The organism is Pontiella sp., assembly GCF_041622395.1.
In the GTDB taxonomy this organism is placed as follows: Bacteria; Verrucomicrobiota; Kiritimatiellia; order Kiritimatiellales; family Pontiellaceae; genus Pontiella.
Map to the genome: position 1 here is coordinate 1 of NZ_JBFJYW010000042.1, position 17116 is coordinate 17116.

17 protein-coding genes are annotated in these 17116 nt (G+C 56.8%); 15 read left to right on the top strand and 2 right to left on the bottom strand.

Translation table 11 applies throughout. The features are described from left to right. Together ABYO54_RS04010 and ABYO54_RS04015 are read left to right on the top strand one after the other, a co-directional pair. Positions 1 to 2118 (top strand): ATP-dependent RecD-like DNA helicase (locus tag ABYO54_RS04010; RefSeq protein WP_372806955.1); only part of this gene is annotated, 2118 nt, incomplete at its 5' end. Further along, positions 2115 to 2624 (top strand): flavin reductase family protein, encoded by a 510-nt coding sequence (locus tag ABYO54_RS04015; protein ID WP_372806956.1) that lies wholly within the window; start codon positions 2115 to 2117, stop codon positions 2622 to 2624. The genes ABYO54_RS04010 and ABYO54_RS04015, both read left to right, overlap by 4 nt. A 19-nt stretch (positions 2625 to 2643) precedes the next feature. Here the strand turns inward: ABYO54_RS04015 and ABYO54_RS04020 are convergent, their stop codons facing one another. After that, positions 2644 to 2976 (bottom strand): hypothetical protein, encoded by a 333-nt coding sequence (locus tag ABYO54_RS04020; RefSeq protein WP_372806957.1) that lies wholly within the window; start codon positions 2974 to 2976, stop codon positions 2644 to 2646. A gap of 99 nt (positions 2977 to 3075) precedes the next feature. On the opposite strand from ABYO54_RS04020, the gene ABYO54_RS04025 reads away from it, so the two are divergent. From ABYO54_RS04025 to ABYO54_RS04085, 13 genes are all read left to right on the top strand, one after another. Continuing rightward, positions 3076 to 4413 (top strand): FAD-binding protein, encoded by a 1338-nt coding sequence (locus ABYO54_RS04025; protein ID WP_372806958.1) that lies wholly within the window; start codon positions 3076 to 3078, stop codon positions 4411 to 4413. A 63-nt stretch (positions 4414 to 4476) separates the two neighbouring features. Beyond that, complete coding sequence (locus ABYO54_RS04030) at positions 4477 to 5208, top strand: SDR family oxidoreductase (protein ID WP_372806959.1); 732 nt, start codon at positions 4477 to 4479, stop codon at positions 5206 to 5208. 186 nt (positions 5209 to 5394) lie between these two features. Further along, positions 5395 to 5901, top strand: a complete 507-nt coding sequence (locus tag ABYO54_RS04035) for a UvrB/UvrC motif-containing protein (RefSeq protein ID WP_372806960.1) — start codon at positions 5395 to 5397, stop codon at positions 5899 to 5901. Next, a complete protein-coding gene (locus ABYO54_RS04040; RefSeq protein ID WP_372806961.1) occupies positions 5891 to 6955 on the top strand; it encodes a protein arginine kinase in 1065 nt (354 codons plus the stop codon). Before ABYO54_RS04035 ends, ABYO54_RS04040 begins: the two co-directional genes overlap by 11 nt. 12 nt (positions 6956 to 6967) lie before the next feature. Continuing rightward, positions 6968 to 9502, top strand: coding sequence for an ATP-dependent Clp protease ATP-binding subunit (locus ABYO54_RS04045; RefSeq protein ID WP_372806962.1), 2535 nt, complete (start codon positions 6968 to 6970; stop codon positions 9500 to 9502). A gap of 88 nt (positions 9503 to 9590) precedes the next feature. Continuing rightward, positions 9591 to 9932, top strand: a complete 342-nt coding sequence (locus tag ABYO54_RS04050; RefSeq protein ID WP_372806963.1) for a zinc ribbon domain-containing protein YjdM — start codon at positions 9591 to 9593, stop codon at positions 9930 to 9932. A 66-nt stretch (positions 9933 to 9998) separates the two neighbouring features. Further along, entirely contained in the window at positions 9999 to 11726 is a 1728-nt protein-coding gene (gene argS / locus ABYO54_RS04055) for an arginine--tRNA ligase (protein WP_372806964.1), read from the top strand. A 468-nt stretch (positions 11727 to 12194) separates the two neighbouring features. Continuing rightward, the gene (locus ABYO54_RS04060; RefSeq protein ID WP_372806965.1) at positions 12195 to 12371 is read left to right on the top strand and encodes a ribbon-helix-helix domain-containing protein; all 177 of its coding nucleotides are present in this window, start codon (positions 12195 to 12197) and stop codon (positions 12369 to 12371) included. Between the two features lie 80 nt (positions 12372 to 12451). Beyond that, positions 12452 to 12619 carry a hypothetical protein gene (locus ABYO54_RS04065; RefSeq protein WP_372806966.1) on the top strand — a complete coding sequence of 56 codons (168 nt, stop codon included), beginning with the start codon at positions 12452 to 12454 and terminating at the stop codon, positions 12617 to 12619. Between the two features lie 204 nt (positions 12620 to 12823). Beyond that, positions 12824 to 13666: a hypothetical protein gene (locus ABYO54_RS04070; RefSeq protein WP_372806967.1), complete on the top strand. Its 843-nt coding sequence runs from the start codon at positions 12824 to 12826 to the stop codon at positions 13664 to 13666. Continuing rightward, positions 13663 to 14028: a hypothetical protein gene (locus tag ABYO54_RS04075; protein WP_372806968.1), complete on the top strand. Its 366-nt coding sequence runs from the start codon at positions 13663 to 13665 to the stop codon at positions 14026 to 14028. The genes ABYO54_RS04070 and ABYO54_RS04075 overlap by 4 nt, the downstream gene beginning before the upstream one ends. 371 nt (positions 14029 to 14399) lie before the next feature. Further along, positions 14400 to 15923 carry a hypothetical protein gene (locus ABYO54_RS04080; RefSeq protein WP_372806969.1) on the top strand — a complete coding sequence of 508 codons (1524 nt, stop codon included), beginning with the start codon at positions 14400 to 14402 and terminating at the stop codon, positions 15921 to 15923. A 28-nt stretch (positions 15924 to 15951) separates the two neighbouring features. Next, positions 15952 to 16356, top strand: a complete 405-nt coding sequence (locus tag ABYO54_RS04085) for a single-stranded DNA-binding protein (protein WP_372806970.1) — start codon at positions 15952 to 15954, stop codon at positions 16354 to 16356. 302 nt (positions 16357 to 16658) lie between these two features. Here ABYO54_RS04085 and ABYO54_RS04090 read toward each other — a convergent pair. After that, on the bottom strand, positions 16659 to 17116 hold a 458-nt coding region (locus tag ABYO54_RS04090; RefSeq protein ID WP_372806971.1), incomplete at its 5' end, for a hypothetical protein.

The following is a 17116-nucleotide window of genomic DNA, read 5'->3' on the forward strand; positions in this document are numbered from 1 at the left end:
GTTTTGCGGGTGAAGGTGCGCGGCCACAAGGAGCTGGTCACGGTCACCGGAACCGTGCCCACGGTCAATCCCGGCGAATGGCTCGCGGCGGATGGCGAGTGGTTCGTCGACGCGCGGCATGGCCGGCAGTTCAAGGCCGAAGGCATGCGCATGTCCAAACCCGACACCCTGGAGGGCATCGAAAAATACCTGGCATCGGATTTGGTCAAGGGCATTGGCAAGGAATACGCCAAGCGGTTGGTGCAAACCTTCGGGCGCGATGTGTTCGATGTCATCGAAAACTCGTCGGGCAAGCTGCTGAAGGTCGAGGGCATCGGCAAGCAACGCAAGGACAACATCAAGAAGGCGTGGGACGAGCAAAAGAATATCCGCTCGATCATGTCGTTCCTGTTCAGCCATGGCATCAGCACCACGCGCGCGTTCCGCATCCACAAGATCTACGGCGACAAAGCCATTGAATTCGTCCAGCGCGATCCCTACTGCCTGGCGCGCGACATCCGCGGCATCGGATTCATGATCGCCGATCGGATCGCGATGAAGCTGGGCATCGCCAAGGATTCCGACCTGCGCGCCCGGGCCGGGCTCGAATATATGATGGGCGAGCTGACCGCCAACGGCCACTGCGCCTATGTCCGCAACGACCTGCTTTCGCGCACGGGCGAACTGTTGGACATCGAGCTGGAAATCATCGAGCGCGCGCTCGACTACTCGATCGAGGCCAAGCGGCTCATCCTCCGCGCCGATTTCAAGGGGCGGGAGCTGGTCTATCTGCCCAAACTCTATTTTGCGGAAATCGAACTCGCCAAAAAACTCGCGGCGCTGACCAAAGGGAAGCACCCGTGCCCGCCCATCGACTTCGAGAAGGCGCTGGCCTGGGTCCAGAGCAAGACGGGCATCGCGCTGGCCAATGCGCAGCGCCAGGCGCTCGATACGGCCATCCGCTCGAAAGTGATGGTCATCACGGGCGGCCCGGGCGTCGGCAAAACCACGTTGGTCAACTCGGTGCTGATGGTGCTGACGGCCAAGAAAATGCGCGTCGAGCTCTGCGCGCCGACCGGGCGCGCCGCCAAGCGCATGGCCGAAACCACCGGCATGGAGGCCAAGACCATCCACCGCATGCTGAAATTCAACCCGGGCACGGGCGGCTTCGTCCACAGCGCCGAGAATCCGCTGGAGTGCGATGTGATCATCGTCGATGAATCGAGCATGATCGATGTCGTCCTGGCGGCGCAGTTGATGGATGCCGTTCCCTTGCATGCCGCCGTCGTCATTGTCGGCGACGCCGACCAGCTGCCCTCGGTTGGCCCCGGGCGCGTACTGCAGGACATCATCCGCTCCAAGACGATCCCGGTCGGGCACCTGAACGAAGTCTTCCGCCAGGCGGCGACCAGCCGAATCATCACCAACGCCCACCGGATCAATCAAGGCAAGGCCCCGGAATTCCCGGAAGAGGGCGAGACGGGCGATTGCTATTTCGTGGAAGCCGACGATCCCGACAAGGCGCTGGCCCTCGTCGGTAAAATGGTCAAGGATTCCATCCCGAAAAAGTTCCACTTCAACCCGATGGAAGAGATCCAGATCCTGACTCCGATGCAGAAGGGGGAACTGGGGGCCCGCAACCTCAATGTGATGATGCAGCGGCTGCTCAACCCGAGCGGCGACCAAGTGGAACGTTTCGGCATCACCTACCGCACGGGCGACAAGGTGATGCAAACCGAAAACGATTATGACAAGGAGGTCTACAACGGCGACATCGGCCGCATTCTTTCGATCGACAACGAGGCCTCCGAACTGGTGGTCAATTTCGATGGCCGCAAGGTGGTTTACGATTTTCGCGAGCTGGACGAACTCGTGCTCTCCTACGCCATCACCATCCACAAGAGCCAAGGTAGCGAGTATCCGTGCGTGCTGATCCCGATGCATACGCAGCACTTCGTCCTGCTCCAGCGGAGTTTGATCTACACCGCCCTCACGCGCGCCAAAAAATTGGTTATTGTGCTGGGAACCAAAAAGGCTTTGAATCTAGCCGTCACCCGGGCGGAGTCGCGCGACCGCATCACCACGCTGGCCGAGCGGCTCAAGGAATATGTGTATAAAACGGAAGGAGACGGAAAATGAAGGCATTCAAGGAAATCAGCCCCCTCGAAATCCCCGGCAACCCGATCCAGTTGATTGGCAATGAGTGGATGCTCATCACGGCGGGAACTCCGGAGCACTTCAATACGATGACGGCCAGTTGGGGCGGCATGGGCGAACTGTGGTTCAAGCCGGTCTGTTTCTGCTTCGTGCGTCCGCAACGCTATACCTACGAATTCCTCGAAAAGGGCGACGCCTTCACGCTGTCCTTCTTCGAGGAGCGGCACAAGCCGCAGCTCAACTTCTGCGGATCGCGCAGCGGACGCGAAACCGACAAGGCCGGCGAATGCGGATTCACGCCGCTGACGGCCGAGAATGGATCGGTCTATTTCGAGCAAGCCCGCCTGGTGCTGGAATGCCGGAAACTCTATTTCCAGGACATGGATCCGGCCAACTTCCTCGACGATTCCATTCTGAAAAACTATCCGAACAACGATTTCCACCGCATGTACATCGGCGAGATCACGCGCGCGCTCATTGCGGAATGACCTTCCTGCAGGGCGGGGACTAAATCGGCGACTCCGGGATCTCCTTTTCGGCGGCCGGTTCGAAGCGGCCGCAGCTGTCGGTGGCTTGGACTTCCTTCTTGTGGACGGCGCAGAACTGGGTGAACGGATTGACGATGTAGTGGGCGCAATAGCGGCAGAGCGCTCGGTTTTCGCGTTCGTCGAAGACCTCGACTTTTGCCGAGCGATCGGCCTCCGTGAAGATTTTCGGCCCGGCCTGCCGGGCCTTGAACGGCACCTCGGCTTCGGTGGGAAATTCATGCCCGCACGATGAGCAGATCAGCTTTTCGCCCGTCTTCGCGAAGCCTTCGTAGACGGCTTCGCGTTTCAACAACGTGTCCGCTCCGCAATGGTTGCATATGATTTCTACTGCACTCATGGGAAATTATGTATAACTTCGTGATGAATTGAACAAGTCGCAAACGAGGTGACCATGCGCAAGATTTCAGATTGGGGAAACTATCCGGTAATTGAGGCGGACGTTGCAGGATTCGACTCGGTCGACGAGTTGCGGAAAAAGTTGCAACGGCCGGGCAATGTCATTGCCTTCGGCAACGGGCGCTCCTATGGCGATGCGTCGCTGCAGGAAAAAATCCTGCTCACCCGCCGGTTCAGGAAGTTTCTGTCGTTCGACAGCGCCACCGGCACGCTCTGCTGCCAGGCGGGCACATTGCTTTCCGAAATTCTCGAGGTGTTCGGACCGCGCGGCTGGTTCCTACCGGTTACGCCGGGAACCAAACAAATTACGGTCGGCGGCGCCATCGGGGCGGATGTCCATGGTAAAAACCACCATGTCGACGGCTCGTTCGGGCAGCATATCCTTACGATGGATGTAATGCGTACCGACGGATCGGTCGTCACCTGTTCGCCAACGGAAAACGCCGACTTTTACAAGGTGACGATCGGCGGCATGGGGCTTACGGGCATCATCCTGAATGCCACCTTCCGTTTGAAAAAGATCGAGACCGCCTACATCCGCGAAGAGACGGTCCGGGCCGCCAATCTCGAGGAGATCATGGATTGTTTCGAGGCCTCGTCCAACTGGACCTATTCCGTGGCGTGGATCGACTGCTTGGCCAAGGGCGATTCCATGGGGCGCAGCATCATGATGCGCGGCGAACACGCAACCGAAGCGGAGCTGGTCGATGCCAAGCAAAAGGCGGCGCCGCTGGTGCCGAAGCGCGGATTGAGTCTGGGGGTGCCGATCAATTTTCCGAATTTCGCCCTCAATCCGCTGACCATGAAAGCCTTCAATTTCGCCTACTACAACAAATGCCGGCCGGGCACGCATCGGCACATTGTCGACTACAACTCGTTTTTCTATCCGTTGGATGCGATCGACGATTGGAACCGCATCTATGGCAAGCGCGGTTTTACCCAGTATCAATTCGTGATCCCGCTGGAAGCCGGGCGCGAGGGCATGCGCAAGGTGCTTACCCGAATCACCGAAAGCGGATTGGGCTCTTTTTTGGCGGTGCTCAAGTTGTTCGGCGAGCAGGAGAGTTTCATGTCGTTCCCGATGGCGGGATACACGCTGGCACTCGATTTCCCGATTTCGCACAAGGCCATGGAGCTGTTCAAGGAGCTCGATGCCATGGTGGCCGATTACGGCGGCCGGCTCTATCTGGCGAAAGATTCGCGCATGGATGCCGCCATGTTCGAGAAGACCTATCCCAATGCGAGCGAGTTCAAGCAGATCGTTTCCATGCTCAACGAGGGCGAAACCCGGTTCGCTTCGCTGCAATCCAAGCGCATCGGCATCACCGATTAGGGCGCGCCGAACGATCGGTTGCTTTTCGTCGCCGAGCTGGAATTACTTTTATAGGAGCACGCAATGAAGAATGTTTTGATTTTAGGGGCGACGTCCGACATGGCGCAGGCGTTTGCCAAGAAGTTTGCCGCCGAAGGATGGAGCCTGACGCTGGCGGCCATGGAGATGGATCTGCTGGTTCCGATTGCGAGCGATCTGCAGATCCGGGCCGATGCCGAACTGCAGATCCGGGAGTTCGATGCCACGAAATACGACACGCATCAGGCCCTGTACGATTCGTTGGAAACCAAGCCCGATGCGGTCATCGCCGTCTTTGGCTACATGGGCGACCAGATCGAGGCGCGCACCGTTTTCGCCGAGGTGAAACGGACGATCGACATCAACTTCACCGGCATGGCATCGATCCTCGGCATCATCGCCAACGACTTCGAGAAGCGCGGCAGCGGCACGATTGTTGCGGTCAGCTCGGTGGCGGGCGATCGCGGGCGGCAGAGCAACTATATCTACGGCAGCGCCAAGGCGGGCCTGACGGCCTATCTGTCCGGCCTGCGCAACCGCCTGGCCAAAAAGGGCGTCCATGTCATGACCGTGAAACCCGGCTTCTGCAATACGAAGATGACGGAGAACATGGACCTGCCCGCCGCGCTCACGGCATCGCCCGAGCAGGTGGCCGATGCCGTCTACAAAGGGGTACAGAAGGGGAGCAACACGATCTACGTCCTTTGGATGTGGCGCTTCATCATGCTCGTTATCCGCCATATTCCCGAATGCGTTTTCAAGAAAATGGGCCTGTAGTCCCGTTCCGGTTTTCGCGGGAGCCCGTTGCTTTGGACTGCCTGATTTACTCGAAAAAACGGCAAATTAAGGTTCGGCGACCACTGGAGCCGGCGTGCGGGGGAAAAACTGCTTCCGAAAATGATTGTGAAGCAATCTCCTAACGAATTACCTTTCCTATTGTCTGAGAAGAAAACAGGAAATGAGATGATATGTGAATGTTGCAAGGAAGCGCAGGCGACGATCCACCTTACCCAGGTGATCGACGGCGAGGTCAAAAAGCTGAACCTCTGCCAGGAGTGCGCGAAAAAGAATGGAATTGATCTCAATTCCCCGATTTCCATCACCGATGTGTTGCTGGGGCTGGGTCAACCGGGACTCAATATCAAGAACGACCTATCGGAATTCGATTTGAGCTGTAGCCGATGCCAAATGACCCGCGCGGAATTCAAGAAGCGTGCACGCTTGGGGTGCCCCGAATGCTATAACGCCTTCATGGGCGAGCTGAGCGCCTTGACCCAGGCAATGCACCATAGCCGCCAGCATGTCGGCAAGATTCCGGCCCGCCAAGGGAACGAGGCGCGCGTGACGGCCCAGGTTGCGGCATTGCAGAAGGATATCGAAACCGCGATCGCCAAAGAAGAATACGAGGTGGCGGCGCAACTGCGCGACCAAATCCGCACGCTTAAGGAGGGGGGCGCGAATGACGCTTGACGATATGGTAAAACGGCATGGGAGTTGGCTGGAGGCCGGGGTCGACGAAGGCCCGGTCGTCAGTAGCCGTGTGCGATTGGCCCGCAATGTGGAGGAATATTCCTTTCCGGGATGGGCCAGCGATGAGGAAAACCTCGCGATCTGGAACCAGACCTCCGAAATTTTCAAAAACCAGCAAGAGAATTTCATGGGCTGGAGCATGGCGGAGACGTCGAAGCTGGACAAAGAGGTTCTGTTCGAGCGGCATCTGATCAGCCAGGAGATGGCGCAACAGGAGGATAGCTGCGGGGTGTTCGTGACCCCGGACGAGTGTCTTTCCATCATGGTCAACGAAGAAGACCACATCCGCATCCAATCGCTTCAGCCCGGTCTCAACCTGAGCGGGGCATGGCAGGCGGCCGACAAAATCGATGATCGGCTCGAGGAGCACCTCACGTATGCGTTTTCGCCGAAGCTCGGCTATTTGACCTCCTGCCCGTCCAACGTGGGAACGGGCATGCGGGCGTCCGTCATGCTGCACTTGCCGGGCTTGGTTTTGATGGAGGAGATGGATCCCGTCATCAACGGCATCTCGAAAATCGGGCTGGCCGTACGGGGCATGTGGGGCGAGGGAACCGAAGCCGCCGGCAACATGTTTCAGGTCTCGAACCAGATCACGCTCGGGCGCCGCGAGGACCAAATCATTGCCCACCTCGAGCAAATCGTCCTCGAACTGATCGAGCATGAAAACAATGCGCGCTCCCGCCTGCTGGAAGAACGAATGCTGGTCGTCGAAGACCACGTGGCGCGTGCCTTCGGCATCCTCTCGAACGCACGACTGATGTCGAGCGGGGAAGCGCTGAACCTGCTCTCCACGCTTCGCCTCGGGCTCGACCTGGGAATGGTCGACCAGTTTTCCCGACGGGAACTCGACATGCTCTTTATTTCGATCCAGCCCGCGCACCTTCAGAAACTCGAAGGCAAGGAACTCGGCCCGGAAGAACGCGACGTTGTACGTGCCGATCTATTGCGCGAGTTTATGGAAAATGCTACGGAAGATGAAGATTTAGGATAAAGGTGGCTTTAAATGGATAATTTCACACCCCGGGCGCAACAGGTGTTGCAACTGGCCCGCAAAGAGGCCGACCGCTTCAACCACGGTTATGTCGGCACGGAACATATTTTGCTTGGGCTGATCGCCCTCGGGCATGGAGTCGCGGTCAACGCGCTTCAGGCGCTGGGGATCGACATGGCCTCCGTGCGCATGGAGGTCGAAAAAGCGGTCGGCACCGGCCCCGAAACGAAGACGATCGGAAACATTCCGTTCACACCACGGGCCAAGAAGGTGCTGGCGCTGTCCGCCAGCGAAGCGCGTGGTTTGGGCCACAGCTATGTCGGCACCGAGCACATTCTGCTCGGGTTGCTGCGCGAAGGGGAGGGGATTGCGGCCCGGGTGCTTGAAAACCTCGGGGTCGACCTCGACGAAACCCGCTACGAAATCATGAAGACACTCGACCCGGACTACGATCCGGCGTCCGAGGGCGAATACGAAGATGAAGACGAAAGGGAAGCTCCTTCCATGGGGGCCGGCCCGCAGCAGCAACGAGGCAAGGGCAAGAGCAAGACGCCTGCGCTCAACACCTTTGGCCGCGACCTGACCAAGCTGGCCAAGGACGGCGAACTGGATCCGGTCATCGGCCGGAAAGACGAGATCGAACGCGTCATCCAGATTCTATGCCGCCGCACCAAGAACAACCCGGTGTTGCTCGGAGAGGCGGGCGTCGGGAAAACCGCCATTGCCGAGGGGCTGGCGCAAATTATTTCCGACGGCAATGTCCCCGATCTGTTGATCGACAAGAAAGTCATCACGCTGGACCTTGCGCTGATGGTTGCCGGCACCAAATACCGCGGCCAGTTCGAGGAGCGGATCAAGGCCGTCATGGACGAGATTCGAAAGGAAAAGAACATCATCCTGTTTCTCGACGAGTTGCACACCATTGTCGGCGCCGGATCGGCCGAAGGCACCATGGATGCCGCCAACATCATCAAGCCCGCGTTATCGCGCGGCGAGTTGCAGTGCATCGGCGCCACGACGCTGAAGGAATACCGCAAGTACATCGAAAAGGACGCCGCACTTGAGCGCCGTTTCCAGACGGTCAATGTCAAGGAGCCGACGGTCGAAGATGCCATCGAAATCATGAAGGGGCTCCGCGTAAAATACGAAGAGCACCACCATGCCCGGTTTACCGACGATGCGCTCACCGCCGCCGTCGAGTGCTCGGCCCGCTATCTACCGGACCGCTTCCTTCCCGACAAGGCGATCGACCTTATCGACGAGGCAGGGGCCCGGGCTCGCATCGGCAGCATGAGCCGCCCGCCGGAGCTCAAACAGCTCGAAGAGGACATCCACGATTTCGAGAAGAAGAAAAACGACGCCATCCACGAGCAAAAGTTCGAAGACGCCGCCAACTTCCGCGATCAGGAGCGCCAGTCGAAGGAAAAACTGGAACAGCTCCTCGAGGAGTGGCGGAAGAAGCGCGACGAAAACAAATCCGTGGTGACCGATGAAGATATCATGGTGGTCGTCTCCAAGTGGACGGGCATCCCGGTCATGAAGATGGGCGAAAAGGAGATGGAACGCTTGCTTCGCATCGAAGAGGTCGTTGGCCAGCAGGTCGTTGGCCAGCAGGAGGCGGTCAGCGCCATCGCCCGTGCACTGCGCCGTTCGCGCGCCGATCTCAAGGATCCGAAGCGCCCGATCGGTTCGTTCATTTTCCTCGGCCCAACGGGCGTGGGCAAAACGCTGTTGGCCAAAACACTGGCCTCGTTCATGTTCGACGATCCCGAGTCGTTCATCCAGATCGACATGTCGGAGTACATGGAAAAATTCAACGCCTCGCGGTTGGTCGGTTCGCCTCCGGGCTACGTCGGGCACGAGGAAGGCGGACAGCTGACCGAGCGCGTGCGTCGCCGACCCTATTCCGTGGTGCTTTTCGATGAAGTTGAAAAAGCGCACCCCGACGTCATGCATATGCTGCTGCAAATCATGGAGGAGGGGCGACTGACCGACAGCCTGGGACGGAGCGTCGATTTCCGCAACACGGTCGTCATCATGACCTCGAACCTCGGCGCACATGAAGTGAAGAAATCCGGCGCGCTCGGATTTTCCCCCTCGAACGAGGAGGTCGACTACGCGAAGCTCAAGGAAATGATGATGGGCATCGCCAAGAAAACCTTCAAGCCCGAGTTGCTCAACCGCCTCGACGACATGATTGTTTTCCGCGAACTTACCAAGGTGGATCTTGAAACGATCATCGATCTCGAACTGGCCAACATCCAGAACCGGGTCATGAGCCGAAATATCGATCTGAAGATCACCAAGCCCGCGCGCGAATTCCTGCTGGAAAAAGGATACGACAAGGCATATGGCGCGCGCCAGCTACGCCGCACGGTCGAGCGCTATCTCGAGGATCCGATTGCGGAGGAGATCCTGCGCGGCAACATCGAAAACAATTCGGTGGTCACGGTTCGCGCCAACAAGGAGGGGCTCAGCTTCAAAGGCGAACGGGTTTCCGGCGAGGAATCCAACGTGCCGAACGAAAAGACCGCAACCGAGGAATAAAGGTTCGGAGGAAGTCCGGAAAGAGTCACCCGCAACGCGGCGTGACTCTTTTCTTTTTGATAAAACCAACAAAACGAAAGATGAACAAATGAGTGAATTACCCAACTGCCCGAAGTGCGATTGCAATTATACCTACGAAGACCGCGATTTAATCGTCTGTCCCGATTGCGGGCATGAGTGGAATCCGGCCGAAACCTTGGACGAGGACGTGGGCGGGCTTTCCGTGGTCGACGCCCACGGAAATGCATTGGCGGACGGCGATGCGGTAACGGTGATCAAGGATTTGAAGGTCAAGGGCGCTTCCTCGGACCTCAAAGTGGGCACGAAAGTGAAGAACATCCGACTGGTTGAGGGCGATCATAATATCGACTGCAAGATTCCCGGTTTCGGAGCCATGAAGTTGAAATCGGAATTCGTCAAGAAGGCTTAACCATTTTGACAGTTGATTTTTATGGGGCATGGAAATAACCTCCGCCCCTTTTACGGAGAGAATAGAATGCGCGAGTTTGCCACTTTTGAAGAGCGTCTTTCGGCGTGGACCACCGATGCAATGACCTCGGTTTTCGGGCTTGAGCAGGGCGGAGTAGACCTCGGTGTTTCGCCAACGAACAACGACAAGTTCGGCGACTACCAGTGCAACGCGGCGATGGTGCTGTCGAAGCAACAGAAAAAGGCCCCGCGCCAGATCGCGCAGGAATTCGCCGAGGCCGCCACACTTCCGGAGTTCGTGGAAAAGATCGAGATTGCCGGACCGGGCTTTATCAACTTTTTCCTCTCCAACGAGGCATTGGCGCGCCATATCGAAGCCGTGGAGAACGATCCTCATCTCGGGACCGAGCAGGTGGGGAAGGGGAAGACGGTCATCATCGACTATTCGAGCCCCAATGTTGCAAAATCGATGCATATCGGCCATATCCGGTCCACCGTGATCGGCAATGCCATCGACCGCCTCTACCGCTTCCTCGGCTACAACGTCATCGCCGACAACCACCTTGGCGACTGGGGCACGCAGTTTGGACTGATGCTGGTTGGCTACCGCGAATTCGTGGACGAAAAGGCGCTGGCGCAAGCCCCGGTTGAAGAGCTTGAGCGCATCTATGTGGCCAGCTACAACAAATCGCAGGAAGACGCTTCCTGGCGCGAATTGGCCAAAGCAGAGCTGGTAAAACTGCAGCGGGGCGATGCCGAAAACCGGGCCCTGTGGGAAAAGTTCATTGAACTTTCCATCGGGGAATTCAATACGATTTACGACCGCCTGGGGGTTAAATTCGACCTCTACCGCGGCGAAAGTTTCTATAATGACCGGTTGCCGAAAATCATCGAGCAGCTGCAAGCAAAGGGACTCGCCACCGAGAGCGATGGCGCGCTGATTGTCGATCTCGAAGAGGACAAGATGCCGATCTGCATCGTGCGCAAGAGCGATGGGGGATACAACTATGCCACCACCGACCTGGCCACCGTTGAGTCGCGTATCGAGGAGTTCGACCCCGAATACATCATCTACGTGACCGACGAGCGCCAGCAACTGCACTTCAAGCAGTTCTTCAAGATTTCCGAAAAGCTTGGGCTGAAGGCGAACCTGGTACACGTCTGGTTCGGGCTCATGCGTCTTCCCGAGGCGACCTTTTCGACCCGCGAGGGCAATGTGATCAAACTGGCCGCCTTGCTCGACGAAGCCGAATCCCGCGCCTTGGCAATGGTTAAATCCAGCAGTCCGGACATGCCGGAAGATCAACAAAAAGATCTCGCGAAAGCCATTGGGATCGGTGCCATTAAATACACCGATCTCAGCCAAAATCCGCAAAGCCTCGTAACCTTTACCTGGGAAAAGGCGCTCAATATGCAGGGCAACTCGGCGCCGTATCTCCAGTATGCCTACGCCCGGATCTCGTCGGTCTACGACAAGTTCCATGCGCAGTATCCTTCGGTTGACCTCAAGGCGTGTTCAATAAACATTGAACATGAAATCGAGCGCAAGCTTGCGATCAAGTTGTCGCGTTTCCCGGCAGCGGTGCGGGCCGCGACCGAAAACCATAGCCCGAACATTATGGCCGAATACCTGTACGATCTCGCGCAGATTTACAGCAGCTTCTATCAAAACGTTCCGTTCCTCAAGGCCGAGGAAGGCGTTCGCGAGAGCCGCATCCGGCTGTGCCGCTCGACGGCGGCGACGCTCAAGCAAGCACTGGATCTGCTTGGCATCGAAACCCGGGAACGCATCTAGCCAAGATCTCCCCAAATCCAGCTCACGCAAAGAAGCAGACCATTATCCGATGGTCTGTTTTTTTTTGCGCACGCAAGAGCACCGGCGCCGAAATTTTAGCCGAAGATGATCCAGGGGTGAGATTGTTACGGCATGCGATTCCGCTCCGGGTCAGTGGCGTTTTGCTGATGCGAATTGGCTGCGTTGGGGTGGGTCAAAAACCGAAGACAAGCGTGGCAGTCGCCGCGACGAAGTCGCGCGGCAAGTCAGGGCGAGCGAATGATCTAGCGGTCATCGGCGCCTAGGCTTTTCCATGAATTCAAACAATCCTGATTTATTCACAGTTATCCACAGTTCTGTGCACAAGAGATACGTCGCATAATATATCTATAGTGTAGACACCATGACGATACGGTGATGTTGACGAGGGGTGTCAAGGTGTGGCACACCTTGTAACACCCTGAGGGCAGGGAGAATCGAGGTATTGCCATGAAGGACAAAAGAAGCCATAAACGGGGCGTGAGCATATCCAAGGAAAACATCCGGGTTGCTGCGACCTTTACACGCGATGAAAACGAGCAATTAAAGAAGCTGGCCGATGAAGAAAATCGTTCAGTTTCAAATCTAGTTGCTCATATTGTCCGCGAATGGCTCAAGGCGCGATAGACAGAAATCCTCGTGATTTCTTCTATGTGCCTTTTTTTTGTTCCAGTGTCTACACCGTGAACCACCAAGGAGCCGAACCGATGACAGTCAAAGAGCTAAAGCAGTTCCTGCGCAACATCCCCGACGATCAAGAAATCTACCTCGAACAATTCGAAGAGGGTGGCCTTTTCCCGTTGAGTCAGGTTTTCGACGATCCGGCAGGCGAAGACCTTGGCGAAGGCCGCATAACCGTATTTGCATCGAATTAAAGGAGCCGAACCGATGCCGACTGATCAAATAGAAGACATCCCCTTTGCGCCGTTGGAAGATCCGTTGACTTGCTGGAGCTGCAAGCATTCGGATGTCGTGGCCAGAAACCTATATTGCAATCTGCAAGAGGCGCGTTTGCTCGATAACGTATGCCCGTGCGGTTCGTTTAAGCAGATTTGCACCGAATTAAAGGAGCCGGTATCATGAAGGAGTATCATATCCTCAGTCTTGGAGCCGGAGTTCAGAGCACTATGCTTTATCTGTTGGCCTGTGAGCAGCATCCGTGCATTGGAAAGATCGACTATGCCATCTTTGCGGATACTGGAGACGAGCCGGAGGCCGTCTACGATCATTTGAAATGGCTCCAGGCGCTGGACGGCCCGGAAATCCTTGTCCGCTCCAAAGGAAATTTGGGCGATGATTTGATGTATGGCTGCGAGTCGAGAGTCGGAAAAGACAATCGGCTCTTTTCCGCAATCCCGGCATTCACAGCAGGCGGCGGCCTGGGACAAAGGCAATGCACCTACGACTACAAGATTGCTGTAGTGGAGCAAACCATTCGGCGCGAAATCGTAGGTGTGAAACCGCGCAAGCACTTCCCGAAAAAAGATGTGCATGTTCACCAGTACATCGGAATTTCACTTGATGAGTGCAGCCGGATTGTACGCATCCGCAAACGCTTTGCTGAAATTCCATGGGCAACCGTCCATTTCCCGCTCTACGAGACGAAAACCACGCGCAAGGGATGCTCTCAATGGCTGAAAAGCCGAGTGCCGCACAAAGTGCCGCGCAGCTCATGCGTGGAATGTCCTTTCCACAGCAATGAGGAATGGCAGCGGATCAAGAGTTCTCCGAGGGATTGGGAACGCGCTTGCCAGATTGATGAGGCGCTGCGCGATCAGGCGTATTTGTGCGGACGCGGCATGGATGAATTGCAATTTCTACACCGGTCTCTTGTTCCGCTCCGTGAGGCCGATCTATCCACGCCGCCGCAAACCGGCGAGTTTGGTTTTGTCCATGAGTGCGAAGGGATGTGCGGCGTATGAAATCCGGCGAAATCAAAATAACCCTTCCCGCCGCCGATCTGGAGCGGATGAAACAGGGCGGGCGCGTCTCGATTGATGTCGAGCGCCCGCCGGAAGCGGTTGGCGTATTCCGCGCCGATCTGGATCAAGAGGGGATGCCCGTCCGGGTTGCGCCGCAGTCCGAAAAGAACGGATTTCGCCGGCACAGGCCGTGCGCCGATTGCGGCAACTTTGCCCGCCGGCACAATCAATTTTCATGCAAGGCGAAAACCTTCAAAGGGGAATCCTACATGCTCTTTGCGGTGTCGTGTACCTGCGACAAATGGAAACCGAAACTCAAGGTGACAGGAGGCAAGCGGCATGCGGCTGAAATCTCGGCATAGATACCAGTACACCGACCCGCAAGGGCGGACGTTCCCCGTGATGTTTCTTGCCGGCAAAGGCAAGGGCTGGGCGAAGGTGGTAAGCTACGGCCCCGGCCCCGCTTATTTGACCGTTGCACGGCATCGCCTAACCGAACTTCCCACCATTCCGAAGCAACAGGAGCTTTTCTCATGATTTTGGCCGGGGGAAAGGGACAATTAATCCGCAGGGAGGATAGGGCAACGCTGGGGAGCGACCCGAGCGCCCTGCGGGCGGTGAAGCGCCTTTCCCCCGGCCTTTCCGTTTCGAGTCGCCCCGCTTTGCCGCTCAAAGCGAAAACCCTCGGCGAAGCCGACACGGCAGCCTTTTTTCGCGGAGCACGGCGCACGGCATGACGGACAAGCGGAAATTCATTGAAGTTTCAGGCGACGAAGCCGTGATGATTGCGCGGCTGATCGATGACGGCGCGATTGATGGCAGCGCGATTGATGCATTCGACAAGGCAAAGGCGGCTATTGCTGCGGGCCGGGAATTTGACGCTTTGGTTTCCGGAAAATCGGAAAAATCCCCCATTCTGAATAACATGGGGGGTCCAAACCCCGGAGAATCCGATTTAAACCTTTCAGCCGCAGGGTTTTGGTGCGGTTTGGATTGGCTCACGCTGACTATTTGGGCGAAGTTCGACGAAAATTGGGCGTCTGATTGCGGCAAGGATTCCGATTTGAAGGGCGAGAAGTACCAACAGGCCACGAAGTCGACGGGGCTGGAACTTCGCGCCTTGCTGGATGGCTACCAACTTCGGGCGATGGCGGCGGGCGAGCCTATCGAAGTCCCCGAACTGGGCGGGGCGTTGCTGCATCCGGGCGGCGGGAAAATCGCGAAGAAATATTGCCGTTTCAAATTGGAACTCGAAAGTGCAACGATTCTGATTGCCGATCAATCCGGCTATCATGGCGAATGGCCAAACGTGAAGGTAGAAATTACGGGGTTCGATTGCCTGTGTTTCGATGGCGGTGCGCCGGAGGCCTACCGGGTGGCGTTGCAATTTCTGGAGCAGGTGCTTTGCGCCAAAATTCACAAGGAACGGGTATCGCGTGTTGACGCTTGCGCCGATTTCCCCGGCTTTGCAATGGAACCGTTTATCCGTTCCGCCGAAAAACGGCACTGGGTTTGCCGTAGCCGTCTTTATCACCCGTATTTGAGGGATAAGGCCACTTCGCTCTATTGGGGGTCTGGAGCCTGCATTCTGCGCATTTATGACAAGCTGGGCGAGATGCGCGAAAGCGCGTTGCGCGGTGCGCCGGCAAAATACGAACACATGATTCAAAAACGATGGGGCGGGATTGAGCCTGAAAATGCAATTCGCGTGGAATACCAATTGCGCCGGGATTCGTTGAAGGCGTTCGGAATCACGGATTTTGACAGCTTGGCCGAATCGCATGGGGCGCTTGTCCGCTATCTGACCGGGGTAGGGGCAACCCTGATCCGCTGGGACGATGAAACCCGTTCGAGCAAGACGACTACGGGCGCAAAGTGGTTTCGGTTTTTGAAAAAGAAACCCGACAACAAACATCCGGAAAACAACGAGGATTTGCCGCGCTGGAAGTTTATCCAGGATGTTTTCTGCACGCGCTTCCTGATGCCGGAACCACTGACCGAAATCAGGCCGGAAAATTCCGACATCGAAACCCTGTTGAAGCAGGCGTTCGGGGTCATGCAGACGGCGGCACGGGAACGGGGGTTTGCTATCCCCGGGAAAAAGACGGCGGCCCCAACTAAATTTAAATTCGAGCATTACGAGAACTTCGAAGATTGGATGGTTGTCATGCTGCGTAGCATTGCCCTCCAGAAACCGGAATGGACGTTCCGGGACAAAGACAAGATCCGCAATTCCATAGACGATGAACTCGAATAGATGGAAGAGCGGAAGGAGAAAAGAACAAATGGCTAGTATGAATAGTGTTGTGTTGGCGGGAAATTTGACCCGCAAGCCGGAAGTACGTTTTACCGATGGCGGAACCGCCGTTGCGGAATTCGGGCTGGCGTTGAATGAAAACTACAAGAACAAAGCCGGGGAGCTTGTGGAAAAGGTGGTTTTCGTGGACGTGACCACATGGGGGAAACAGGCCGAAGCGGCGGGGGAATATCTGGACAAGGGCAGTCCGATCATGCTGCAAGGTCGTTTGCAACTCGATCAATGGGAAACCGAGAAAAAAGAGAAGCGGCAAAAGCTGACGGTTCGCGCCGACCGCATCCAGTTCCTGCACCGTGCGCCGGCATCGAACAGCCGACCGACGCCGACCGACGCCGAAGCGCCTGCGGAATATGACGACGATGTCCCGTTTTAACCCGAAAGGAAATCATGGAAACGAAAAACAACGATGCAGAATTGAAGGACGGCGGGAACGGTAATATTTCGAGCGCCGAAAACTTACCGGGGGGAGACCTTCCCGGGGAACTGGCAGCGGGGCGGGATTTGGTGGCAGGGATTGCATCAAGTCCGCCGCGACCGGTTCCGGCGCTGGAACAATCGGCTATCCCGGCAGCGGAAAAGGCGGAAGGCAAAACCGATTATCTCGGGCGCGCATTTCGAAAAGAGCTGCACAAGGTCGATTCAACCGGAAACCCGGTTTTAACCAAAGACGGGAAACTAGCAATTCGGAAAGAGGCCAAGAAAAACACCTTCAAAAAACGAATGACCGAGTTTTTCCACGGAAAAAAACCGGAAGAAAACGAAGAAACCGGGGAAGAACAAGGAAATCCGCTTTCCGATGAGGAATTCCAGCGGCGGCGGGAACGGGAAGCGGAAAGCAACCTTAAAGAGGTGGTTCGGCATTCGGAAATACTGGCATCGGCCCGCTCTTCGGCGGAGCTGTATTTTTTCGGCGGTATGACGATCTTCGGAACCGGCTTTCTCGCGCACAAGGATAAATTTTTCCAACCGGTAGCCGACCAGTTCGCGGAATACGAACGGCGCACGGGCCGCCGGATCGACCTGCCGCCGGGGTTGTCGCTTGCCGTTGGGCTGGGTTCCATTTCGTGGGCCGTCATCAAGAGCGATGAACAATGCCGGGAACGGTTCGACACCATGGCCGAAGCGGTGCGGGA